24 protein-coding genes are annotated in these 21,952 nt (G+C 37.0%); 11 read left to right on the forward strand and 13 right to left on the reverse strand.

Features of this window, described 5'->3' with window-relative positions:
• Positions 1–146: 146 nt before the first annotated feature.
• The 3 genes from OZP11_RS00005 to OZP11_RS00015 all read right to left on the reverse strand — a co-directional run bounded on the left by OZP11_RS00005 (position 147) and on the right by OZP11_RS00015 (position 3,992).
• The gene (locus OZP11_RS00005; protein ID WP_281233189.1) at positions 147–716 is read right to left on the reverse strand and encodes a YciE/YciF ferroxidase family protein; all 570 of its coding nucleotides are present in this window, start codon (positions 714–716) and stop codon (positions 147–149) included.
• An 18-nt stretch (positions 717–734) separates the two neighbouring features.
• Positions 735–2,876, reverse strand: coding sequence for a catalase (locus OZP11_RS00010; protein WP_281233190.1), 2,142 nt, complete (start codon positions 2,874–2,876; stop codon positions 735–737).
• Between the two features lie 195 nt (positions 2,877–3,071).
• On the reverse strand, positions 3,072–3,992 hold the full coding sequence (locus OZP11_RS00015; RefSeq protein WP_281233191.1) for a phytanoyl-CoA dioxygenase family protein: 921 nt from the start codon (positions 3,990–3,992) through the stop codon (positions 3,072–3,074).
• A gap of 304 nt (positions 3,993–4,296) precedes the next feature.
• On the opposite strand from OZP11_RS00015, the gene OZP11_RS00020 reads away from it, so the two are divergent.
• Together OZP11_RS00020 and OZP11_RS00025 are read left to right on the forward strand one after the other, a co-directional pair.
• Positions 4,297–4,887, forward strand: coding sequence for a Crp/Fnr family transcriptional regulator (locus tag OZP11_RS00020; RefSeq protein ID WP_281233192.1), 591 nt, complete (start codon positions 4,297–4,299; stop codon positions 4,885–4,887).
• Between the two features lie 112 nt (positions 4,888–4,999).
• Positions 5,000–5,695 (forward strand): CPBP family intramembrane glutamic endopeptidase, encoded by a 696-nt coding sequence (locus tag OZP11_RS00025; protein ID WP_281233193.1) that lies wholly within the window; start codon positions 5,000–5,002, stop codon positions 5,693–5,695.
• Between the two features lie 29 nt (positions 5,696–5,724).
• On the opposite strand, the gene OZP11_RS00030 is transcribed toward OZP11_RS00025, so the two are convergent.
• Entirely contained in the window at positions 5,725–6,294 is a 570-nt protein-coding gene (locus tag OZP11_RS00030; protein WP_281233194.1) for a shikimate kinase, read from the reverse strand.
• Positions 6,295–6,448: 154 nt separating this feature from the next.
• On the opposite strand from OZP11_RS00030, the gene OZP11_RS00035 reads away from it, so the two are divergent.
• Complete coding sequence (locus tag OZP11_RS00035) at positions 6,449–7,216, forward strand: methyltransferase domain-containing protein (RefSeq protein ID WP_281233195.1); 768 nt, start codon at positions 6,449–6,451, stop codon at positions 7,214–7,216.
• Positions 7,217–7,221: 5 nt separating this feature from the next.
• Here OZP11_RS00035 and OZP11_RS00040 read toward each other — a convergent pair whose 3' ends face one another.
• Positions 7,222–8,166, reverse strand: a complete 945-nt coding sequence (locus OZP11_RS00040) for an alpha/beta fold hydrolase (RefSeq protein ID WP_281233196.1) — start codon at positions 8,164–8,166, stop codon at positions 7,222–7,224.
• Positions 8,167–8,276: 110 nt separating this feature from the next.
• The gene (locus OZP11_RS00045; RefSeq protein ID WP_281233197.1) at positions 8,277–9,347 is read right to left on the reverse strand and encodes a calcium:cation antiporter; all 1,071 of its coding nucleotides are present in this window, start codon (positions 9,345–9,347) and stop codon (positions 8,277–8,279) included.
• Between the two features lie 231 nt (positions 9,348–9,578).
• Between OZP11_RS00045 and OZP11_RS00050 the strand changes: the two genes are divergently transcribed.
• The 3 genes from OZP11_RS00050 (at position 9,579) to OZP11_RS00060 (ending at position 11,756) form a co-directional block, all read left to right on the forward strand.
• Positions 9,579–10,121, forward strand: a complete 543-nt coding sequence (locus tag OZP11_RS00050; protein ID WP_281233198.1) for a dihydrofolate reductase family protein — start codon at positions 9,579–9,581, stop codon at positions 10,119–10,121.
• Positions 10,122–10,150: 29 nt separating this feature from the next.
• The gene (locus OZP11_RS00055; protein ID WP_281233199.1) at positions 10,151–11,350 is read left to right on the forward strand and encodes a DUF4932 domain-containing protein; all 1,200 of its coding nucleotides are present in this window, start codon (positions 10,151–10,153) and stop codon (positions 11,348–11,350) included.
• A 157-nt stretch (positions 11,351–11,507) separates the two neighbouring features.
• Complete coding sequence (locus OZP11_RS00060; RefSeq protein ID WP_281233200.1) at positions 11,508–11,756, forward strand: hypothetical protein; 249 nt, start codon at positions 11,508–11,510, stop codon at positions 11,754–11,756.
• Between the two features lie 28 nt (positions 11,757–11,784).
• On the opposite strand, the gene OZP11_RS00065 is transcribed toward OZP11_RS00060, so the two are convergent.
• Both OZP11_RS00065 and OZP11_RS00070 read right to left on the reverse strand, forming a co-directional pair.
• On the reverse strand, positions 11,785–11,967 hold the full coding sequence (locus OZP11_RS00065; protein WP_281233201.1) for a hypothetical protein: 183 nt from the start codon (positions 11,965–11,967) through the stop codon (positions 11,785–11,787).
• 120 nt (positions 11,968–12,087) lie between these two features.
• Positions 12,088–12,447, reverse strand: coding sequence for a hypothetical protein (locus tag OZP11_RS00070; RefSeq protein WP_281233202.1), 360 nt, complete (start codon positions 12,445–12,447; stop codon positions 12,088–12,090).
• Positions 12,448–12,862: 415 nt separating this feature from the next.
• On the opposite strand from OZP11_RS00070, the gene OZP11_RS00075 reads away from it, so the two are divergent.
• The 5 genes from OZP11_RS00075 (at position 12,863) to OZP11_RS00095 (ending at position 16,286) form a co-directional block, all read left to right on the forward strand.
• Positions 12,863–13,801, forward strand: a complete 939-nt coding sequence (locus OZP11_RS00075) for a ring-cleaving dioxygenase (protein WP_281233203.1) — start codon at positions 12,863–12,865, stop codon at positions 13,799–13,801.
• A gap of 129 nt (positions 13,802–13,930) precedes the next feature.
• Entirely contained in the window at positions 13,931–14,977 is a 1,047-nt protein-coding gene (locus tag OZP11_RS00080) for a proline iminopeptidase-family hydrolase (protein ID WP_281233204.1), read from the forward strand.
• 32 nt (positions 14,978–15,009) lie between these two features.
• Complete coding sequence (locus OZP11_RS00085) at positions 15,010–15,300, forward strand: GNAT family N-acetyltransferase (RefSeq protein WP_281233205.1); 291 nt, start codon at positions 15,010–15,012, stop codon at positions 15,298–15,300.
• Positions 15,301–15,315: 15 nt separating this feature from the next.
• Positions 15,316–15,936 carry an alpha/beta hydrolase gene (locus OZP11_RS00090; RefSeq protein WP_281233206.1) on the forward strand — a complete coding sequence of 207 codons (621 nt, stop codon included), beginning with the start codon at positions 15,316–15,318 and terminating at the stop codon, positions 15,934–15,936.
• Complete coding sequence (locus tag OZP11_RS00095; protein WP_281233207.1) at positions 15,936–16,286, forward strand: cupin domain-containing protein; 351 nt, start codon at positions 15,936–15,938, stop codon at positions 16,284–16,286. Before OZP11_RS00090 ends, OZP11_RS00095 begins: the two co-directional genes overlap by 1 nt.
• Before the next feature lie 57 nt (positions 16,287–16,343).
• Here the strand turns inward: OZP11_RS00095 and OZP11_RS00100 are convergent, their stop codons facing one another.
• The 5 genes from OZP11_RS00100 to OZP11_RS00120 all read right to left on the reverse strand — a co-directional run bounded on the left by OZP11_RS00100 (position 16,344) and on the right by OZP11_RS00120 (position 21,949).
• Positions 16,344–17,081, reverse strand: coding sequence for an alpha/beta hydrolase (locus tag OZP11_RS00100; RefSeq protein WP_281233208.1), 738 nt, complete (start codon positions 17,079–17,081; stop codon positions 16,344–16,346).
• Positions 17,078–17,911: a 4,5-DOPA-extradiol-dioxygenase gene (gene ygiD / locus OZP11_RS00105; RefSeq protein ID WP_489886120.1), complete on the reverse strand. Its 834-nt coding sequence runs from the start codon at positions 17,909–17,911 to the stop codon at positions 17,078–17,080. The genes OZP11_RS00100 and ygiD overlap by 4 nt, the downstream gene beginning before the upstream one ends.
• Positions 17,912–18,066: 155 nt before the next feature.
• Positions 18,067–18,897: a helix-turn-helix transcriptional regulator gene (locus OZP11_RS00110; RefSeq protein WP_281233210.1), complete on the reverse strand. Its 831-nt coding sequence runs from the start codon at positions 18,895–18,897 to the stop codon at positions 18,067–18,069.
• A gap of 192 nt (positions 18,898–19,089) precedes the next feature.
• Positions 19,090–21,021: an OmpA family protein gene (locus OZP11_RS00115; RefSeq protein WP_281233211.1), complete on the reverse strand. Its 1,932-nt coding sequence runs from the start codon at positions 21,019–21,021 to the stop codon at positions 19,090–19,092.
• Between the two features lie 10 nt (positions 21,022–21,031).
• Entirely contained in the window at positions 21,032–21,949 is a 918-nt protein-coding gene (locus tag OZP11_RS00120; protein WP_281233212.1) for a PorP/SprF family type IX secretion system membrane protein, read from the reverse strand.
• Positions 21,950–21,952: the final 3 nt, after the last annotated feature.

A 21,952-nucleotide genomic window follows, 5' to 3' on the forward strand; every position in this document is an offset into this window, starting at 1 on the left:
GTTTCTTTTCTGCTTACATAATTAAACGTCAGCGCTGCAGAATTCCCATGTCGTAGACTTACAAAAAAACACCTGCACAAAAAGCGCAGATGTTTTTCCAGTAAAAATGAAAAAAGTAACGTGCAGGTAGTAATTCTTGTTTTGCCTTATTCAGCCGCTACGATATTTACCAGGTTTAAAGCAATATCATTCAGCAGGCAGTCGGCTTCTTTTTCTTCGGCCAGTGTCTGGGTTAATAATTTGGCAGCGTCATTTTCGCCAAGCGTTTTCGCGAAAGCGCATAAAGTGCCGTATGAAGCAATTTCGTAATGTTCTATTTTTTGCGAAGCAGCAATAATTCCTGCATCTCTAACTGCCCCCGGATTGGTTTCGAGCAGAATACTGTCGCCTTCTTTTAATAATCCGGCCATGGCTTCGCATTTTTTTCCTTCTGCTTTTTCTCCCAAGGTCTCAAAAACCTGATTTAATCTTTCGATCTGATTTTCAGTTACGGCCAGATGTTCTTCGATAGTACTTTTAAGTCCTGCCGCAGCTGCATTGGCAGCCATTTTTGGCAGGGCGGTTACCAATGCGTTTTCTGCCCAGTAGATGTCTTTCAGACTATCTATAAAAAGTTGTCTAAGTTCTGTTGCAGCATCAGGTGCCGGAACAATAACCAGATCCTTGTTTGTTTTTTTGGTTTTATTTTCTGCTGTTTGTTTTTCTGAATTTTTCATAATTTATTTTTTTTGAAATTAATTGTACAGGTTGGGTTCGCGCTGCCAGAAACGGTGTTGGGACATAGCGGTTATAAATTCCTGAGCAAATCCCGGCGAGGCAATGTCGCTTGTTAAAACAATACCGGAATCATAATTGGTCATTTCTGCAACAAAAGGAGCTCCGCTCACGATAGACGAAGCATCACCATCGGCACCAATAACTTTACAATGTTTGTAGGCATCGTTTAGAAACTCCATTACTTCGGGGTTTTCGGCCAGTTCGTTAAGCATAGTTCCGTGAGGTATGTAAACAGCATCAAATAATACTGACGATGCGGTTAGAAAACTAAAATCGGCAGCAATGGCGCCGCCGGAATCGGTTACAATAGATCCCAGATGCGGTGCAATGATGCATCCTTTTGCATCTTCTTTTTTAAGGGCTTTTTTTATGTTCATGACTGCTGCTTCAGAAACTCCGTCAGCACAAATTATAGCTGTTTTTCTGGATGCAATTGTAGGCGAATTGGTCGGGTTTTTAACCATACTCAAAGCATCCGAAGATTCTACAGCCTGTTCTACGGTTTGCGGTTCCTGATTGCCGCCTTCATTTTCAGGAGAAACTCCCTTATTAATTGGTGTTTCAAGAATTGGCGGTACAGTGGCACCCAGTCCCAGCGCTACTTTTTCTGCTAATTGTCTGTCAACCTGAGATAGCAGTCCCAGCATTCTTACCCGAATTGCGGTTGTTTCTACTTTTCCTAATTCAAAACGCAGGGCTTTTACAATATGGCTTTTTTCTTCATCGGTCTGGCTGTTGAAGAATAGTTTTGCCTGTCCGAAATGATCATTGAAACTTTCGCTTCTTTCTCTTACCTTATGAGCGTCAATTCGTTCGTTGAAGCTTGAGAAACCGCCTTCGGCAATTTTTGCCTGATACGGACAGCCGCCTCCAAGTGAGTTTGGGTGATAACTTACGCGTCCTGTATTGATTTCCTGGCGCATATGTCCGTCGCGCTGATTGTTGTGAATTGGCGCGACGCTTCGGTTAATTGGGATTTCGTGAAAGTTTGGACTGCCTAATCTTGATAACTGTGTATCGGTATAAGAAAATAATCTTCCTTGTAATAACGGATCATTGGTAAAATCAATTCCCGGTACAATATGCCCCGGATGAAAAGCGATCTGTTCTGTTTCGGCAAAGAAATTATCCGGATTTTTGTTCAGTACTATTCTTCCCACAATCGTTACGGGAACAATTTCTTCCGGAACAATCTTGGTTGGATCCAATAAATCAAAATCGTATTTGTGTTCGTCTTTGTCTGGGATTATCTGCACGCCTAATTCCCATTCCGGGAAATTCCCCATTTCTATGGCTTCCCATAAATCTTCTCTGTGAAAATCAGGATTTTTTCCTGAAATTTTCTGAGCTTCATCCCAGGCAACGCCATGTGTTCCTAATTTGGGTTTCCAGTGAAATTTTACAAAAACCGATTGTTCCTCGGCATTTACGAATCTAAAGGTATGTACTCCAAATCCTTCCATCATTCTGTAACTTCTGGGAATAGCACGATCAGACATTACCCACATAATCATGTGCATAGATTCCGGCATCAGCGAAATAAAATCCCAAAAGGTATCGTGTGCAGAGGCGGCCTGAGGCATTTCGTTGTGGGGTTCCGGTTTTACGGCGTGTACCAGATCCGGAAACTTTGAAGCATCCTGTATAAAGAATACCGGAATATTATTGGCAACGAGGTCGTAAATTCCTTCCTGAGTGTAGAATTTAACAGCAAATCCTCTCGCATCGCGGGCAAGATCTGTAGAACCTCTTGATCCGGCCACGGTAGAAAATCTTGCAAATACGGGTGTTTTTTGCCCTTTTTCCTGCAAGAATCCTGCTTTGGTCAATTCAGGAATCGGGTTAGTAACTTCAAAAAAACCGTGAGCGCCTGAACCTCTGGCATGAACGATTCTTTCAGGAATTCTCTCGTGGTCAAAATGTGTTATTTTTTCTCTAAGAATGAAATCTTCTAACAGGGAAGGACCTCTTTCTCCGGCTTTCAGCGAATTGTTATCATCATTAATTCGGACACCCTGATCTGTAGTCAGGAATTTATTTGTGCCGTCCGATTTGTTAATTGATAAATCACGTTGTTTTTCGTCTTGAAAATTTTTCATAAAATATCTTATTAGTTAAATGCTCTTTGAAATTTTATGGATGTTTACTTGCAGATTTATAGTGAGTTACAAGTTTGTAAATATCCAGTTTATCAAAGTTAACTGATAAGATTATGATGTGTTTATAAAATTAGAATTGTAAATTCTACAATTGCCATAAGTAAAATAAGACGAAAAACAAGCTGCGAAATATTCTTAAATCCAGTCATCTCCAACTTTATAATCGTCCGGAAGATAGGTAAGATACTGGACCATTCTTGGGTTTTCTCCCCGGTTTGGAGTAGCGCAATGCGGGAGTCTGCTGTCCCAGATTATAAAATCGCCCGCATTTCCGGTTATAGGCTTTGGTGTTAAGGTCTGGAGGGCTTTTTCCCTCGGATTTTCGCCGGGTTTTAATTCGTCGAGCCACTGATCGATTTGGTTATGAAAACCCGGTACGCAATGAAAAGCACCATCATTTGAACCGCAGTCTGTCAAATAAAAGAGTCCTTGTAAATTATGACTGAACGGACGCTTTAAATTGGTATCCCAATGCAGTCCGCTTCCTAAAAAAACAAATTGTTCATTTTCAGGCGGATTAAAACTAACCTTATCAATGACTTTATAAATTTTAGTGGTTTTATACAGCTGTTCGTATGCTTTTTTTACCCTTGGTGATAATCGGTTTTTGTTTAAGGTTTCATGATCAGAAAAATTAAGCATTAAACCCTTTTGGTTTTTATGGCGTTTATACCAGTTTTCTCTGCTGCCTGGATCTATTTCTAAATAATCCCAGATTGCCTGCTGTGTGTTTCGGCAATCTTCTTTAGAAATGGCTTCTTTAACGATAACATACCCGTTTTCATTCCAGAATTTAAGATCTTCTTCTGAAAGAACATTCTCTGTCAAATCTTCACTTTCAGTATTTACGGTTCGCTGCCTTTTAGTTATCCATGTTTTGAAAGTCTCAAATTCGGGTCTTTCATGAAATAAATACTGCAGAGTGTCTTCCATGCCAATTCCGAGCTGGTATAACGTTTTTACTTCGTTATCCCAATTATTTGAAACGTTTTTAGAAATGTCTTCTGACGGATGTACAGAACGTTTCCATAATCCTTCGAGTATTGTCCAGGGCATATTTTTCAGGGTTTAAGATTAAACAGAAGGTTTCAAAAATAAAGTTTTTAAAGTTTTCTCTTTAAAGTAGAAATACCTGTTATTTCTTTTTTTACAATTTTTCTGATTTTATTCAGGCTATTTGACTGATCCTGAATTTAGTTTTGTATTTTGGTCTTGGTTAATATGGATCGATCCGGTGAAATGAAAAACACGTATTGAAAAACAGTTCCGCTGGAACGGTTCATATAAAACGCAATTCCAAGTTGACAACATTTTTTACAAATATTTTTTAAACATTAATTAAACTTATACATAAAAAACGATGCCCCAAAATCCTTCCCCCGAAGATGTAAAGAAAGTTTTTGATCTCTATTTTAATGCTGATATCAACATTTGGAAAGGATTCTCGGAAAAAATTAAAGTACGGAATTTCCAAAAATCAGAAATTATAAAAGAATACAATGAGATCGAAAAGTACCTTAATATTATCATTAAAGGTTCTGCCGGATTATTTGTATGGGGCGGTGACAGGGATATTTGCATTAATCTGCTTTACGAAAACAGTTTTTTGAGTGATTATCTTTCTTTCCTGAACCAAAAACCGACAGTTATGAAAGCCGAAGCTCTGGAAGATGTTACTTTATGGTCTATCAGTTACAATGATTTAAATGAGCTTTACGGTCGTTCTGAAACAGGGCTGCGGATTGGTAAGGCCATTTCGGAAATGCTGTATATCCGAAAGCAGGAAGAACAAATCAGCCTTTTAACACTGACGCCGCAGGAACGTTATTTAAAACTTATCGAATCGCGTCCTGCTATAGTACAAAGAACTTCTTTAAAAATTATCGCTTCTTATCTTGGACTTACTGCAGAAAGTTTAAGCCGTATCCGTAAGAGGGTGATGGAAAAATAATAGAAAAAATATTATAAAAGTAATTTCTTACCCAAAGTCAATTTTATTTCAGTCCGGGGTTAGTAAGTTTGTCTAGCTAATCAAAAACAAATACGAATCAAATCCCACAATTATGAAAAGTAAAATTAACTTTAAAGCCATTGCAGTTTATTATATAATAGCGCTTATATGCAGATATTTAGCCGTTAAAACAAATCTTTTGGCCGGAATCGAAAACGGGTATATTGTTATTCTGCTTCGCGGAGTTGGACCGGCTTTGGGCGCTTTTGCTGCGATCAAAATATTTTCGATTAAAAACGGAATGTCATTAAAAGGATTTTACAAAAATACCCTGATTCCGTTTGCGGTATACTGGCTTCTTCCTGCATTTTTGATCGCCGGAGTATATTACTTTACAGCGGGTAAATTTCCTGTTTTATTAATGTTTACCGTTTTAGTTTACGGACTTTTAGAAGAAATAGGGTGGCGAGGTTTTCTTCAGGAAGAACTAAAATCGCTGCCGGTTTTTACATCAACTTTAATTATTGGTTTAATGTGGTTTTTGTGGCACTTAAATATAGATATGACGACAAGCAATATGGTTTTCCTTGGTATTATCTTTTTTGGAACCTGGGGAATCGGGAAAATATATTCGAAAACAGCTTCGCTTCTGGCTGTTGCAGGCGTACATTCGCTGAATAACTTTTTTAGAGAAGGACTGCATGATACAGAACTTATCCTGATTGTAGTTTTACTGGTAATCTGGATTGCTTTTGTTATTTTTTATGACAGAAAAAAGAAAACTGTTTTAGCTCAGGAAGCCGTATGATTTTAGCCATTTTTTATTTTTTAACAGGATTAATAACGATGCTGTTCGGGAATTAAATTTTTCTCTTTCAGTTTACTGATGATAGTTATTATTTTTTCAGATACAGGAATATCGCCGATTAATTCCAAAACGGGTGAATCTGTTTTTTCCAGCCACGATTTATGCGCGTTTAAAGTTCTGTTGGCAATTCCTGTATCAAAATCATAATCGTGAGCCCATTTTACAAATTCCTCATATTTTTCTTTTCTCAAAGAATCGGTATAAATCAGGTCTCCGTAACGTTCCAGTTCACGATTTTTAAGACGTTGCATTCTAATTTCATTCGGGAGATGGAGAAAGACTATTAAATCGAAAACCGGAAAAATATTTTCTCCCCAATGAATGATTGAACCGCCCAGAATAAAATTTTTACTCTCGTTTAATGCTTTAGAAATACGGGTATTCCTTTCTTCGGGATTTCTTTTTATAGTAAATGGCGGCTCTGTTTCTTCCCAGAAATAAGCATCACTGTCAAAATAGTCAAGGTTTAGTTTTTCTGCCAATGCTTCTCCTAAAGTAGTAACACCGCTTGCTGATGCGCCAAAAATATGCAGTTTCATAAAAAGAATAATTTACTGATAATGAATTGAGAATAGAATATGAGCAAAGATATTAATTATCATTTCAGGATTCTGTTTTGATTTTTTATGACTGAGGTTTGAAAAAAGGAGTTTTATTTTTAATTTTAAAATTCTAATATTTAAACAATTCAAAATGCCCTGGAATCCTGACATCTATAATAAGTTTAAAAATATTCGTTTTCAGCCTTTTTACGATCTTATTGATTTAATCGAAGACAATGGCAAAATGCAGAGCATAGATTTAGGATGCGGTACAGGCGAACAGACGTACATTCTTTCTGAGAAATTTGAGTCGGCGCAGTTTATCGGAATTGATTCTTCAGAAGAAATGCTGGCAAAATCACAATCACTTAAAAATGAACGTTTAGATTTTAAACAGGGAACGACAGAAGATATTATAGCTTCCGGGCAAAAATGGGATTTGATTTTTAGCAATGCCGCTTTGCAATGGTCAGATGATCATCACAAATTATTTTCTTCGCTTATAAATCTGGTGAATGAAAACGGACAGTTTGCGGTTCAGATGCCTGTTCAGGCCGAAAATATTCTAAACAAAATTTTACTCGATTTGGTTCAGGAAGAACCGTATAAAAGTCAGTTAAAAAACTGGAAAAGAGAATCTCCATTGTTGAGTATAGACGAGTACGCCCAGATTTTATTTGACAGCGGACTCGAAAATATCCAGATCATGCAGAAAGTGTATCCTATTATTGCCGATGATGCACAGCAGCTGCTTGATTTTATATCAGGTTCGGCTTTGATTCCGTATATCGAAAGACTCACAATCGAACAACAGCAGCCTTTTATCAGCGAGTACAAAAAACGTATCGAAAAAGCTTTCCCGAAATTCCCGGCGATTTATGCTTTTAAACGATTATTGTTGTACGGAAAGAAAAAATAGACGTTTTATTTTTCGAGTATTTCTTCGATGATTATTTTCTGTACTTCGGCTGGTTTTTCTGTAAGTACAGAATGTCCTGCGTCTTTAAATGAAAACAACTTCTTTTTAGGAGCTTTTATAACCTCAAAATATTGTTTTGCAATGCCAAAGTTGGTCTGTAGATCTTTTTCTCCCAAGAAGAAATAAACCGGACATTTGAGCTGAGGCAGTTCGGTAATAAGATTTTGCCGAATGGCTTTATTCCATGTTGGCAGCCAGATATCCGACCATGATTTTAGATATTCCTTTAAAGCCGTTGTATCTTGTGGAGAAAAAGGATGTCCATCATAATCAAACATCCATTTTCTGGAATAGTAGATCTGCTGCGAATCTCCAAACGGAATTTTTATTGTTTTCAGTTCTTTCAGCGCTTGTACATTATTTTTTTCTTTGGCGTTAATTTCTAGTTTATCCAGCAGTAATTGTTCGCTTTTGGTTTGATTTATCATAGGGCTGAAAGCAAGATAAGCGTACAAAAGTTCAGGATGTCTGGCGGCCATTTTGAAACCCAGAACTGTTCCCCAGGATTCTCCCACGAGATACAGTTTCTTTTTATTAAATTTTTTTAAAAGCTGTGTAATTACTTCATGAGTATCATTTACCATTAAATCTAGCGTAATGGGAACCGAAGTCTTGTTTAAAGCCAGTGTTTTACCGCTTTCACGCTGATCCCACTGAATTACCATAAAATGCTGCTGGAGCATATTACTGAATGTTTCTGCCTGTTTCATTCTGGAACTGCCCGGACCGCCGTGCAGAAACAAAATCAACGGAGCATCTTTAAGACCCTTATACGAAACGGCCTGTTTTATTTTTCCAATTGTTAATGTATCCAGAGTTTGGGCTTGTGTAAACGTAACACCTGCTGAGAAAGCGAGGCAGAAAGCAATAAAACGAAATTGGTTTTTCATATAAGAGGCTTTAAATCAGTTTTATAAATGCTAATTTATAAAAAAAGTCTTATGATGAACGTACCTTTGTATTAATTTATTGATAGTTTTAGTGCGTTATGCTTTTTATCCTAAGGATATATCATAAGAAACATAAAAGCAAATAAGTTAACCAGCAGGACAACCCCGTAAACAATATTCGATTTTCCTTTGCTTAAAGACAGCATTACCGTAAAAACCGAAAGCGCCAGCAGTACAATCGATTTTATATCGAGTCCGAGGATAATAGGCATATCCATAATAATACAAACCACGGCCACACTCGGAATCGTAAGTCCAATACTTGCAAGAGCTGAACCCAACGCTAAATTAAGACTCGTCTGAAGTCTGTTTTTTCTTGCCGCTATAATGGCCGCTATGGCTTCGGGCAGTAAAATAATCATGGCTATAATAACCCCAACGAGACTTTTAGGCAGGTGATAACTTATAATAATACTTTCGATTGCAGGAGATAATGTTTTGGCCAGCAAGACTACAATTCCTAAACTGACTAATAAAAATACCAGACTGACAGCGAAGACTTTATTTGAAATTTCAACCGGTTCGGTTTTTTCACTATCAGCAGTTCCGGTAAGGAAATACTGTCGGTAGCCTTTTGTTTGTGCAAACAAAAACGAAGAATAAATAACAATACAGGCAATAGAAGCAAAAATAAGCTGAGGCATGGAATAATATGAACCGTGAACACTTTCGGTAAAAGTGGGAAATACCAGTGTAAATACGATAATCGAAACCAGCGAAACCAGGCCGATTGTTACGGAATTTGTTGAGAAATTAGGTTCGTAATGTCTTAGACTGCCAATTAAAAGGCACAAACCAATAATTCCGTTCAGGATAAGCATGGTTGCGGCGTAAACGGTGTCTCTTGCTAATGAAGCGGCTTCAGAACCTTCAGAAATCATCAGCGAGATAATAATAGAAACTTCAATAACAGTTATAGATATAGCAAGAATAATAGTTCCATATGGCTCTCCAACACGTTCGGCAATAATTTCAGAATGATGTACGGCCGACATTACGCTTAGTATCAACAGTACGCTGGCCAGAATCTGGAAAATACTGCTGTTGTCGACAAGTCCGCTGAAAAAGAGAATCCACGATAATACCGGAATAATAACTGACCATTGAAGTAATTGTTTCATATAGTGTTTTTTAATAGGCTGAATAAATTTGTTCTATTGTCGTACTGCACGATTTTTTTAGAATCCGTAATATAGCGATTTTATGGCGATAAACCTTGTCAATTTGGAACATAAAGCGAATTCTAATGGAATTTTAATGTTAGAATTGCATAAAAGAAATACGATAGTCTGTTTTTTTCGTTATCTGATTTATGTAAATTAGCATAAGACAAACCTGACTGAAAAGAAATAATGAAAAGAGTAATTTTAAATCTTGCCGTAACGCTTGATGGTTTTATTGAAGGTACAAACGGAGAAGTAGATTGGTGTATCATGGATAGTGATATGAACTTTGATGCTTTTTTAGAAAGTATTGACACCATTTTTTACGGAAGAGTAAGTTACGATGCCTGGGGAAATTATCAGCCTGAAGAAAATGCAGATAATGCCGAAAAGAAATTATGGGAAGAAATTCATTCAAAAAATAAAATTGTTTTTTCGAGTGAAAACAGAGAGGATGAAAGAGCCGGTTTTATTTCGTCCGGCATTGCAGAAAAAGTAACTGCGTTAAAGAAACAAAACGGAAAAGATATCTGGCTTTACGGCGGTGCCGGTTTAATTAAAACTTTTATCGATCTCGGCCTTGTAGATGTCTATCAAATATCGGTTCATCCTACTGTGCTGGGAAGCGGAAAGCCGTTGTTTGAGGATTTAAAAAATAGAATAAACCTTAAACTTAGCAATACCAGAGTATTTAAATCCGGCGTTGTCGAACTTACTTATATTCCGCAATAAAAAAGTTGTTTAATAAGAAAACAGATGATATGAATAGAGATTTTAAATTAATCATAATCCTGTTTACAGCTTTTCTGCCTATAGCGGTTTCTGCTCAGTTTCAGGAAAACTTATCAAAAAATATCACGCTGAGTATCAATGAAAATATCGAAACGTATTTTTTTGCCGAAAAACTTGCCGTGGAGCATATAGGTTATTATGTATTTAGCAATAAGGATTCAAATTACGACCATCAGCCTCTTGTAAGCCATTCTTTTGAGCATTTTAAAAAATGGAAGGACAGCGAAACGGTTTTAAAAATTGCAGATTTACTAACAAAACTTCGTCCTGTTTTAAGTGACAATTCGCAGATCCTGGAATATCTGTGGTATTGCAAACCTTTTCCTGAAAAGGGATTTCGTTATGAGCTTCCTAAAAGTGCCGCTATTAATGACAGTGTTCATTATCCGGGTGCAAAAGTTTTAACAGCAGAATTGACTAATCTTTTAATTTCATTTTATAAAGAAACCAAAGCAGGCGGGTACATTCGCCAGAATAAAAAGTATTACAAAGGTGCTATGAATGAAGCATCAAAATATATAGCTGTAAAATCGATTCCGTTTGAAGAACAGTGGTACGGACAAAAATTTTCTGGTTATGCTTTTATTCTCATGCCCGGAATGCCTATTCCGCATGGTGAAGATAATTACCGAGCCTTTGGTAATATGCTCATAACACCAAAAGGACAAGAACCGGCCATGGTTTTCAGTTCAAGTGTAATGGTGGATAAAAAAGAAAAATTATCCGATTATAAAAAGTTCGGTTTCGATAATCAGCAGGTTACAAGGTTGTTGACCGTTCATGAATTAGGGCATTCTTTTGTGAATCCGCTTTTAAAGGATTTTAAGAAGGAAATTCAAAGAGATTCACTTTTGCTTACGCCAAAATTGAAAAAGCATTTGGAAACCTCTTATATATTCAGCTGGGAAAATTGTATTACAGAGCATCTCGTTCGTCTGGGAGAAATTAGAACCGCTAAATTAATGAATGATACTGTAGAGGAAGAACGTTTACGAAAAGAACATACCGTAACATTGGGTTTTGTCCTGCTTCCTTTTTTAGAAGAGATAATTGTAAAATATGAATCAGACCGAAAGACCTATCCTGATTTTAAAAGTTTCCTCCCCGTTATATTTGAATCGCTTGAGACGCTGAAACCTGAAGACATTGACAAACTTATTCAAACCTGAAACTTCAAACTTGAAACCTGAAACCTGAAACAAAAAAAACTGTTCATAACATGTTGATAAATAATAGTTTGCCAACTGTGTTAAATAAATTTTTCGAATGCTTAATTATTATAAATTTATAATTGAATGATCGTTAACTATTTAAAAATATTAACCAATGGAAAGAGCTATAAAATTGCAGGTTCGCAAGGAACTGGATGGGAAACAACAATTAAATATTATTAAACTTAAAGGGACTTTGATATCAAAAGGTTTCACCGAAATTATACATATAAGCGATCAGGATGATGAATTTCATATTAATTCATTCGAAACCGCAATGGAATCCCGACGCGAAGTAAAAGAATTTATTCAGGATTTTATCAACAAGGAAAATCTCACTAATACTATAAGTGTTTTAGTGTAATTAGTAATTTGTCAGCTTTGAATGCTGTTTAAGCAATCGTGCTGACAAATACCGGGTCCGGAGTACAATTTTCTGTAGTTTCATCCCAGTCTCCCCAGTCACCGTTATACTTTTTAATAAATACCAGTTCGTTATTATCTCCTGTACTAAGACAGGTTTGATACGGACATGTACTAGATTTTTCGCTGTAAGTTGTTTTTGAAGTTTCCATCGCTTTAGTATTTAGAAGTGTACTGTCAAAATTACAAACTAATGCATATCAGTTTGTTACAGTACAATTGGCTTTGGTTTCAAAATTTACATGCCGCCGTCATCCGTACAAACGAAAGTATTAGTTTAGCTTTTCGGTAGTTTCCATGCGAAGGCAGTACTCACTTCCCAGATAAAGTGGATTTCCATGTTTCTCAGACCAGAATCCGTCTAGTATATCGCGGTTCATACAGCGATAAACCGCAACGCCTTTATATGTTTTATGGTCATCTCCTTTATAACTGAAATTAATCACCAGAATATTATCCTTAAAAAAGCCGTGTCCTTTTTGTTCCTGAGTTCCGTTTATAAGCCAGTTTGCAATTATACGGTTATTCGGGTCTAAGGTTAAAGTCAAAATGCCTTTATAACTCATTTGGTTTCCCTCATCCTGATTACTTCCTGAAATGGCATATCTGCCTGCTAAATCTTGTATCGTCATGTGTTTTCAAAAAATTGAGATGCAAATATAGGAAGGAATTTGTAAAGGAGTGACAAAGCTGCAAAGCGTCATAGGACCAAAGTTTTTTATTATAGAGTAACTATAAAGTTGTCATTTAGGCTGTAGGGAGAAATCACACAAGCAACTCCGTAACGTAATTGTCAATCTTTGTCGATCCCCGTGTGTGATTTCTCCCTCCGGTCGAAATGACAAACTGTAAAAAAACTGTACGTCTTTTGCGGTAAACCCCTGCAGAACTCCAATTCTTAATTAAACTTATATCTCTTATATGGTTCCAAAAACATTCATCAAAAATGCATTTTTTATTTCTTAATCTAGGTTAATCAATCACCAGGCATAACCGAAGTAAATTTGTAAAAGAAAAATCAATAACAATTTAATACATCAAAATACCATGGAAAATAGAATTTTAGGCTTACACCATATTACTGCAATTGCAGGTGACGCTAAACGCAACTTTGACTTTTATTCAAAGATTTTAGGATTACGTTTCATTAAAAAAACCGTCAACTTTGATGACCCGGGAACGTATCACTTCTATTTTGGAGATGAAATAGGAAGTGCCGGAACTATCTTAACTTTTTTTCCTTGGGGAGAAGGAATCCAGCAGGGAAGAAAAGGTTCAGGAATGGCAACCGAAATTGGGTACTCAGTTCCAAAAGGAAGTCTGGATTTCTGGCAGAAACGTTTCGAACAATACAATGTAATCTACAATAAACCGGCTGAAAAATTCGGAGAAAAATATTTGACTTTTCTTGATCCGGACGGATTAAAACTGGAATTAATCGAATCTAAAACAGAAGATAACAGAAAAGGCTGGGAAACCGATGAAGTAAAAGCAGCTGCAGCAACAAAAGGATTTCATAACATTACTTTGACTTTAAACGATATTAAACCAACCGCTGCGGTATTAACAGAAATTTTTGGTTACAAATTGATCGATCAGGATGTAAACCGTTACCGTTATGCAACAGATGCCGTAGAAAATGCTGCAATTGTTGACCTGGTAGAATTAGCTGATGAAAAAAGAGGTTTAAATGCTAACGGAACCGTTCACCACGTGGCGTTCAGAGTAAAAAATGACGAAATTTTGATGCACTTCCGTGAAAAAGTCGAAGAATACGGATTATCAATTACACCGCAGATTGACAGACAGTATTTCCATTCTTTGTATTTCAGAGAACCGGGCGGCGTGTTATTCGAAATTGCAACAGATAACCCAGGATTTACAGTAGACGAAAGTTTAGAAGAATTAGGACAGAACTTAAAACTTCCGGCACAATACGAGCCACAGAGAAAACTTATCGAAGAACATCTGGTAAAAATTAATTAATTCTGACCCGTTAGGAGAGCATATAATTTTAGCATAATGTTGTAAAGAATTGCATCCAAGCGGGTTAATTCAAAATTTTAGTATATTAGAATCATCTAAGAAATTGATTATTAATTTAAAACACTACTCATGATTACGTACAAGAATGTTTTTTTACTCGGTTTAGCAGCACTGTTTTTAACAGCATGCAATAAAGAAAAAGCCTTAGAAAAGGAGAACTCAACAGTTAATGCTTATTTGACAGATACCACATCGGGTATAAAAACCGGAGGCGTGCAGGTTGTACAAATCAATACACCAAAAGGAAAATTCAATGTATGGACAAAGAGAATAGGAAATAATCCGAAAATCAAGTTACTGCTCCTGAACGGAGGTCCGGGAGCAACTCATGAGTATTTTGAATGTATGGAAAGTTTTCTTCCAGCAGAAGGCATCGAGTTTATTTACTACGATCAGCTGGGGACGGGGAATTCAGACAATCCGGATGATACATCCCTTTGGGATCTGCCTCGTTTTGTTGAAGAGGTAGAACAGGTGCGTCAGGCCTTAAAACTGGATAAAGACAACTTTTATCTCTTAGGGCATTCATGGGGTGGTATTCTGGCATCACAATATGCACTTAAATATCAACAGCATTTAAAGGGACTTATTATTTCGAATATGATGATGAGCGCCATAGAATATGATAAATATGCCGATGAGGTTTTAGCCAAACAAATGGACCCGAAAGCTCTGGAAAGAATAAGGGAAATCGAAAAAAAGAAAGATTTCCAGAACCCGGAATACATGGAGCTGCTGTTACCGAATTTCTATGCCAAACACATCATGCGTGCCGATCCTGATTCATGGCCGGAACCTATAAACCGTTCTTTCAGTAAAATCAATCAATCGTTGTATGTTACCATGCAGGGACCAAGCGAATTCGGTCTTTCGGGAAAACTTGAAAAGTGGGATATTACAAAAGAACTCCCAAAATTGACGGTCCCAACTTTGTCCATTGGTGCAAAATACGATACAATGGATCCGGAACACATGAAATGGATTGCCTCTCAGGTTAAAAACGGAACGTATTTGTACTGCGAAAAAGGAAGCCACATGAGTATGTACGACGATCAGGATACTTATATGAACGGACTGATTAAATTTTTAAAAGACACAAATAAAAAAACAAACTAGAAGTTTGAGCAATAAACTTCATTATAAAAGATATGGAAACAATAAAACTGGAATTAGACGAAAAAAAACACGGTGCTTTTAATCTTTACGCAGATGATAAAAAACTGGGAGAAATGACCGTAAGCATTAAACCTGATCTATTGACCGTTTACCACACAGGTGTTGAGCCGGAAGGAGAAGGAAAAGGATATGCTAAAAAACTTCTGGAAGAAATGACGACGTATGCACGTGCCAATAACTTAATGGTATTACCGCTTTGTCCGTATGTACATGCCCAGTTCAAAAGACATCCGGACGAATATGCGGATATCTGGAAGAAATAATTAAAAACAAAAATCATGAATTTAGAAAATATAACAGCCGGAGTGCCTTTAAAAGAAGCCAAAAAAGCATTGATACTTCTTCATGGAAGAGGTGCCGGTTCCAACGATATACTGTCAATAGCAAGACATCTTAAAGTAGAAGATTTTGCTTTGGTTGCGCCACAAGCCGAAAACAGAACCTGGTATCCGTATTCGTTTTTAGCGCTTATTGAAGAAAATGAACCTTTCTTATCTAATTCGCTCGAAACGATTTCAAAGATTGTAACAGGACTTGAAGAAAACGGCATTACAAAAGAGAACATTTATTTCCTCGGCTTTTCGCAGGGCGCTTGTCTGGCCTTAGATTATACAACACGAAATGCAGCCAGATATGGCGGTGTGGTGGCTTTTACCGGCGGACTTATAGGCGATCAGGTTTACAAAGATCATTATAAAGGAGATTTTGCAAATACTCCCGTTTTTATTGGTACCAGCGATCCTGATTTTCATGTCCCGGTAGAACGAGTAAATGATACCGAAGTTTTTCTGCAAAGTATGGGAGCTTTGGTTACTAAAAAAATCTACCCGGATATGGGACATACGATTAGTCAGGATGAAGTAGATCTGGCAAATGAACTTGTTTTTACAAAAAAATAATGATCACCATAACCCGAATTTACAGCGATGCCAATGGCGAAAGTCATTTTGAAGATTTTGAAGTTCCGTTGAAAAACAACGGTGACATCGGGTTTTTATCTGATGATGAACTTGTTCATTCAATTGTTTTCAGGGAAGTTAACCCTTCATATGATTACGATTTTCACAATGCACCGGACCGTCAGTATATTATTCTGCTGGACGGAGGGGTAGAAATTGAAACTTCTTTGGGAGACAAAAGAATTTTTAATACCGGTTCAATTCTGCTGGTTGAAGATACAACCGGAAAAGGTCACAAAACAAAGAATATTGAACAAAAACTCAGAAAGTCAATATTTATTAAATTATAAAAGAAACAGCTCCTGAATTCAATATTCCGGAGCTGTTTTATTTTGATTGAAATAGTATTAATTACTTTTTGCTTTCAGCCATTCGTTTACATCATTAAACATCTGTTGATTAACCGTGTGGCCTTCTTCATACGAATGAAATTCAGGTTTGATGTTTTTAGTTGTAAGATATTCAAAAGCATCAACAGCATATTGATGGTTAAGAACTGCATCTTGTTTACCGTGTGAAATAAAAACTTTTAGTTTTTCAAGTTTGGATGTTTTGGCTTCAAAAGGTTTGATTTCCGGTAAAAGACGGCCGCTCATTACGGCAATTCCTTTTACTTTTTCAGGAGCTGTAAGCGCCGTGCTGTAACTCATAATACCGCCCTGACTAAATCCCATCAGGAAAACTTTTTCAGGATCAAAATCAATTTCTTTTTTCAGATCTTCTATAAAATCAATTAACAGAAGCCGGGAACTTTCAGCCTGTTTCTCGTTAATCTGTGGTTTTCCGCCAGAAAAATCAACCTGAAACCAGGCATAACTTCCCGCTCCAAAAGTAAGCGGACCTCTAGCTGAAACTACAACAAAATTATCCGGAAGGGCAGGAGCAAAAGAAAAAAGGTTCTGCTCATTTCCTCCCACGCCATGCAGTAAAATAACCAAAGGCGGTTTTGTCGTTTTTATTTTAGGCTGTCTGACCAAATAAAACAATTTGGTGTTTTCTGTATTGGTATTCATAATCGTAAAACTGAAGATTGTAAGTAGTGCCAGAATCCCAAAGGAGATTCCAAAAGATTTTTTTATTCTCATGCCTTGTCTATTTTTACAGACAGCATATTTAGAGATCCTGCTACTAATTTGTCGTTAAAAATAGTGGCTTTTTCATCTTTTTCCCTTAGACCTAAAGTGTATAAAAGCGGTAAATAATGTTCAGGTGTTGGTATTGAAAGCAGGAACTCTTTTCCCTGTTTGTTAAAATTAATAAGAGAATTATGATCATGCTCTACGATCATTTTTTTCATTTTTTCGTTGGCAATATGAGCCCATTCGTACCCATAACCCGGAACCATCATTTTATCCCAGGCTGCGAGCTGTAAATTGTGCACCGTGTTGCCGCTGCCCACAATCAGAACGCCTTTGCGTCGGAGTGCAGCCAGTTCTTTTCCTAATTCATAATGATAGGATGCCGGTTTGGTATAATCGATACTCATTTCGATAATCGGGATATCGGCATTTGGGTATAGGAATTTCACCACTGTCCAGCAGCCGTGATCCAGACCCCAGTCATTACTTAATCCAACCGAAGTTGAAGTGATTAATTTTTGAGTTTCCAACGCCAGCTCAGGACTTCCGGGCGCAGGATACTGCACGTCAAAAAGCGCCTGAGGAAAACCGCCGAAATCATGAATTGTAGGTGGCTGCTGCATGGCTGTTACAAATGTTCCTCTGGTTTCCCAATGGGCAGAAATACAAAGTATCGCCTTTGGTTTTGGCAATGATTTGGCTATTTGCTGAAAACCCTGTGTAAAGTTATTATCAGCCAGTGCGTTCATCGGATTACCGTGTCCTAAAAACAGAACCGGCATTCGTTCTGTTGCACCAAAAGTGTCAACAGCAGTTTTAAGTGAGCTCAGTTTCATAGCTGCAGCTCCAATAGGTAATAGTGCCATGGTTTTTAGAAAATCTTTTCGATTCATTTTATTATTGTTGCTTAAAAAGTATCTTTTATTGTGATACAAAGTTGCAGCTAATTACAATGAAAGTGGTAACGATTTTCGGAAGAAAGGTTGTGTTTTTAAGAAAGAAGCTTCTGCATTTCGTCCCTGAACTCCGTTGGAGTCATTCCGGATTTGCGCTTAAAAGCGTGTGTAAAATAGGTTTTTTCATTAAAGCCGAGTTCATAGCCTATAGCCGCCACATTCATATCGGTGGTCATTAAAAGGTTTTTGGCTTCGGTAAGTTTTCGGGTTTCAATAATTTCCGAAACACTCTGCTGTAAAATGGCCTGACAGATGAGGTTTAAATTTCGGGACGACATAAAAAGTTTATCGGCATAAAAATTTACATCTTTGGAATCTTTATAATGCTCTTCTAATAACCGAAGAAAATTTTTAAAAGTAGAGCTTTGTATTTTTTTAGATTCGTCGTTGTTGAGGTTCAACTTTCGGCGCTCTGATTCAATAATCGTAAAAAGTGCGCTGAGCAATTGTTTGATAACCGCCAGATCCGGTGCTTCCTGCGAATATTCATCAAAAATGATTCGGCACAGCATATCCAGTTTTTCATAACACTGATTACTCTGCAGACTTATGTTGGCTTTATCATGAAACGACGCGTAAAGACTGAAAGTGGTTTCGGCAATAAATTCGCTTTTAAAACGAATAACCCACATATCGCATTCACCATCTTTGACAAGAGGTTTTGCTCTATGAATTTTTCCCTGCGTAACAAAGCTTATAAAAGGCGCTTCGATTAATTTAGAATCAAAATCTATAAAATGCTCAAGCATGCCTTTGTTCCCAATAATCAGTTCTTCAAAATTATGGGCATGCGGTTCGTTTACAGACTGCATGATCTTTTCAGATTCGGCAGCAGTAATGCAGAACATTTTAAAAATCTCTGTCATGGTATTTTTTTTGGAGTTTTAAAGGTAGGTATTTTTTTGAAAGTTTAGTTTTTAGAAAAAAAATCCCTTTAAACCCAAAGGCTAAAGGGATGTTTAAAAAGAATAGTTTTAACTCAATGACAGATATGAATACGTTTTATATGAGTTTGATTACGACAATTTCATTTCATCTAATTATTTTATTGTAAAAAACTACATTTCAATAATAATAAACTCGCTTCTTCGGTTCATTTGATGTTCTTCTTCAGAACATTTTACGCCATCGGCACATTTATTTACAAGCTGTGTTTCTCCGTAACCTTTTCCGGTTAAACGGTCAGAAGTTACGCCGTTATCTGCCAGCCATTTTATGATCGATTTGGCTCTTTTGTCTGATAAGGCCTGATTGTATTTATGTGACTGACGGCTGTCTGTATGCGAACGAATATCAAGTTTCATGGTTGGATATTGCTGCATGACCTGGAGTACTTTTTCTAAATCAAGTGCCGCCTCCGGACGAATATCGGCTTTGTTCAAATCAAAATAAATGGTTTTGATTCCCACAAATTTACCCAGATCATCTCCAATCGTTACTTTGGCTTTGGTGCTTTCCAATACTATGTCGGTATTTGTTGTTCCGTTTTCTTTTTTGATAGAAACGGATTGTTCTTTGGACGCATAATTTTCTTTTTCGGCTCTAATCGAATACACGTTTCCGCAGGTTACAGCAAAAGTAAATCGTCCGTTTTCATCTGAATTTATAGTATTAAGCAGCTGATATTTTGCATCGAATAAACTTATGGTACTGTTTGGTAAAATAGTACCCGAAGCCAGATCTGTAATTGTTCCCCTTAGTTCCTGAACACAGATTAATTTTTTGGTTTCTAAAAATTTATAAATATCATCAGAACCAGTACCGCCATTTTTATTAGAGGAGAAAAAGCCTCTGCGGGATTTTGGATCGATGATATATCCGAAATCATCCTGAGGAGAATTGATATCAGTCCCCACATTTTTAATTTCACTTACGCCGTTTTCGGATATTTTTCCGGTAAAAATATCAAGACCGCCAAGTCCGGGATGACCATCTGAGGCAAAATAAATTTCATTTTCGCTGGTTATATACGGAAAGGTTTCTTTTCCTTCGGTATTAATACCGCTTCCTAAATTTTCCGGAGTACTAAACTGGCCATCAGCTTTAATCCCGACTTTAAAAATATCCGACTGCCCGATTGTTCCCGGCATATCTGATGCAAAATACAATGTTTTTTCATCCGGACTCAAAGCAGGATGCGCCGTACTGTAATTATCGCTGGTGAAAGGAAGCGCTGTAATATTTACCCATTTATCGTTTTCAAGGGTCGCTTTGTAGATTTTTATTAAAGTGGTTTTATGCTCGTTTTTCCCTTTTTTTCCATCCACATAATTGTTTCGGGTAAAATAAACCGTTTTTCCGTCTTTGGTAAAAACAGGCGTAGCTTCATGAAATTTGGAGTTGATTCCGTTATTTAATTTTACCGGACTGCCTAAATTGAAATCGGCATCGAGTTCAGCTTCGTATAAATTGGTATACGAACCGCCTGTCCATTTGTCTTTTAGCTGTCCAAATGTACCTTTGTCTCGGGCAGAAGTAAAGACGATTTTGTTTTGGTAAAGTGCCGTTCCGTAATCCGAATATTCAGAGTTGATACCGGCGTTTTCAATTTTATAACGTCCGGAATTGGCTTTGATTTCTTCCAGATAATTTTTATCAGCTTTATACAATTGGGCTCTTTTATCATTTTTTGATTTCTGATAAAATAAATCCAGCATTTCATTGGCTTTTACTGTATTTCCAATTGATTTTAAAGATTGTGAATAACGGTAATAATATTCCGGTTCGGTTTCTGTATTCAAAGCAAACAATTCGCCGTACCATTTTGCCGCTTTTTCAAATTCAGAATTAAAGTAAAACGAATTTCCAAGTTTTTCAAACAGTTCCTGAGATTTGTATCCTTTTTCGGCTGTGCTTTCGTAAATTTTAATGGCATCGATATAGGCATGCGTATCGTATTTTTTATCTGCAGCGGCGATTCTTTTTTCCTGCGAAAAAGCTGTCGAAGAATAAATTAAGGATATAAGAAAGAGAAGTATATATTTTTTCATGGTAATTAATTTAGAAGAAACGTGGATTGGTAACATTACCGCTGTTTTTGAAGAATTCAAAGCGAAGGAATATTTCATGTGATCCTGAATTGTAATTATTTAATTTGGTAGTTTCACGATCGTAGGCGTAGCCAAGAAAAAGTCCGTTTGAGATCTGGAAACCCGCCATAGCACTCAAAGCAGCATCCCAGCGGTAGGAAACTCCGGCAGTAAATTTGTCGTTGAAAAGGAAGTTCGCCGAAAGATCAACCTGAAGCGGTGCGCCTTCAACCATTTTGGTAAGCAGAGCAGGTTTGAATTTCAGATACTGGTACTGATCGAGATTAAATACATAACCGGCAATTAAATAATAATTAATTTTCTCTTTGTAAATCGCTACGTCATTGTCGTTATAACGATTGGTTTCTATAAAATTAGGAATCGACAAACCTACATATGCTTTGTCTGAATGCAGATATACTCCGGCACCAATATTAGGAGAAAAAGTATTGGATGCACTCTGGAATCGCGGATCGCCCTGATTTTTTGGATTTAGTTTATTGATGTCCAGATTGAATAAATTGGCAGTTCCTTTTAAACCAAAAGAAAGTTTATACATCGCTGATGCCTGAATCGTATATGAAACATCGGCAGAAAAATTATTTCGGTTAACCGGTCCGATTTTATCATTGATAAACGAAATACCGACACCAAGATTCGTATCGCTGATAGGTGAATTTACAGAAAAAGAACTGGTTTCGGGCGCTCCGTCAAGTCCGACCCATTGTGTACGATATAAACCAAAAACACTCAAAGCCTCTCTGGATCCGGCATAAGCAGGGTTTATATTTATTGTATTGTACATGTATTGTGTAAACTGTGCGTCTTGTTGTGCAGTACTTACCAAACCGGTTAAGAGAATAGCGACTGTCAATAATTTAATTTTCATGTT

This window comes from Flavobacterium gelatinilyticum, assembly GCF_027111295.1.
Classification (GTDB): Bacteria; Bacteroidota; Bacteroidia; order Flavobacteriales; family Flavobacteriaceae; genus Flavobacterium; species Flavobacterium gelatinilyticum.

Coding starts and splice junctions, on each gene's coding strand:
- OZP11_RS00025 (WP_281233193.1), top strand. CDS start 5,000: ATGAAAAGTAAAATTAACTTTAAAGCCATTGCAGTTTATTATATAATA.
- OZP11_RS00040 (WP_281233196.1), bottom strand. CDS start 8,166: ATGAAAAACCAATTTCGTTTTATTGCTTTCTGCCTCGCTTTCTCAGCA.
- OZP11_RS00120 (WP_281233212.1), bottom strand. CDS start 21,949: ATGAAAATTAAATTATTGACAGTCGCTATTCTCTTAACCGGTTTGGTA.
- OZP11_RS00010 (WP_281233190.1), bottom strand. CDS start 2,876: ATGAAAAATTTTCAAGACGAAAAACAACGTGATTTATCAATTAACAAA.
- OZP11_RS00050 (WP_281233198.1), top strand. CDS start 9,579: ATGAAAAGAGTAATTTTAAATCTTGCCGTAACGCTTGATGGTTTTATT.
- ygiD (WP_489886120.1), bottom strand. CDS start 17,911: ATGAAACTGAGCTCACTTAAAACTGCTGTTGACACTTTTGGTGCAACA.
- OZP11_RS00035 (WP_281233195.1), top strand. CDS start 6,449: ATGCCCTGGAATCCTGACATCTATAATAAGTTTAAAAATATTCGTTTT.
- OZP11_RS00090 (WP_281233206.1), top strand. CDS start 15,316: ATGAATTTAGAAAATATAACAGCCGGAGTGCCTTTAAAAGAAGCCAAA.
- OZP11_RS00100 (WP_281233208.1), bottom strand. CDS start 17,081: ATGAGAATAAAAAAATCTTTTGGAATCTCCTTTGGGATTCTGGCACTA.
- OZP11_RS00110 (WP_281233210.1), bottom strand. CDS start 18,897: ATGACAGAGATTTTTAAAATGTTCTGCATTACTGCTGCCGAATCTGAA.
- OZP11_RS00065 (WP_281233201.1), bottom strand. CDS start 11,967: ATGGAAACTTCAAAAACAACTTACAGCGAAAAATCTAGTACATGTCCG.
- OZP11_RS00080 (WP_281233204.1), top strand. CDS start 13,931: ATGATTACGTACAAGAATGTTTTTTTACTCGGTTTAGCAGCACTGTTT.
- OZP11_RS00075 (WP_281233203.1), top strand. CDS start 12,863: ATGGAAAATAGAATTTTAGGCTTACACCATATTACTGCAATTGCAGGT.
- OZP11_RS00070 (WP_281233202.1), bottom strand. CDS start 12,447: ATGACGATACAAGATTTAGCAGGCAGATATGCCATTTCAGGAAGTAAT.
- OZP11_RS00115 (WP_281233211.1), bottom strand. CDS start 21,021: ATGAAAAAATATATACTTCTCTTTCTTATATCCTTAATTTATTCTTCG.
- OZP11_RS00045 (WP_281233197.1), bottom strand. CDS start 9,347: ATGAAACAATTACTTCAATGGTCAGTTATTATTCCGGTATTATCGTGG.
- OZP11_RS00005 (WP_281233189.1), bottom strand. CDS start 716: ATGAAAAATTCAGAAAAACAAACAGCAGAAAATAAAACCAAAAAAACA.
- OZP11_RS00015 (WP_281233191.1), bottom strand. CDS start 3,992: ATGCCCTGGACAATACTCGAAGGATTATGGAAACGTTCTGTACATCCG.
- OZP11_RS00030 (WP_281233194.1), bottom strand. CDS start 6,294: ATGAAACTGCATATTTTTGGCGCATCAGCAAGCGGTGTTACTACTTTA.
- OZP11_RS00085 (WP_281233205.1), top strand. CDS start 15,010: ATGGAAACAATAAAACTGGAATTAGACGAAAAAAAACACGGTGCTTTT.
- OZP11_RS00060 (WP_281233200.1), top strand. CDS start 11,508: ATGGAAAGAGCTATAAAATTGCAGGTTCGCAAGGAACTGGATGGGAAA.
- OZP11_RS00055 (WP_281233199.1), top strand. CDS start 10,151: ATGAATAGAGATTTTAAATTAATCATAATCCTGTTTACAGCTTTTCTG.
- OZP11_RS00095 (WP_281233207.1), top strand. CDS start 15,936: ATGATCACCATAACCCGAATTTACAGCGATGCCAATGGCGAAAGTCAT.
- OZP11_RS00020 (WP_281233192.1), top strand. CDS start 4,297: ATGCCCCAAAATCCTTCCCCCGAAGATGTAAAGAAAGTTTTTGATCTC.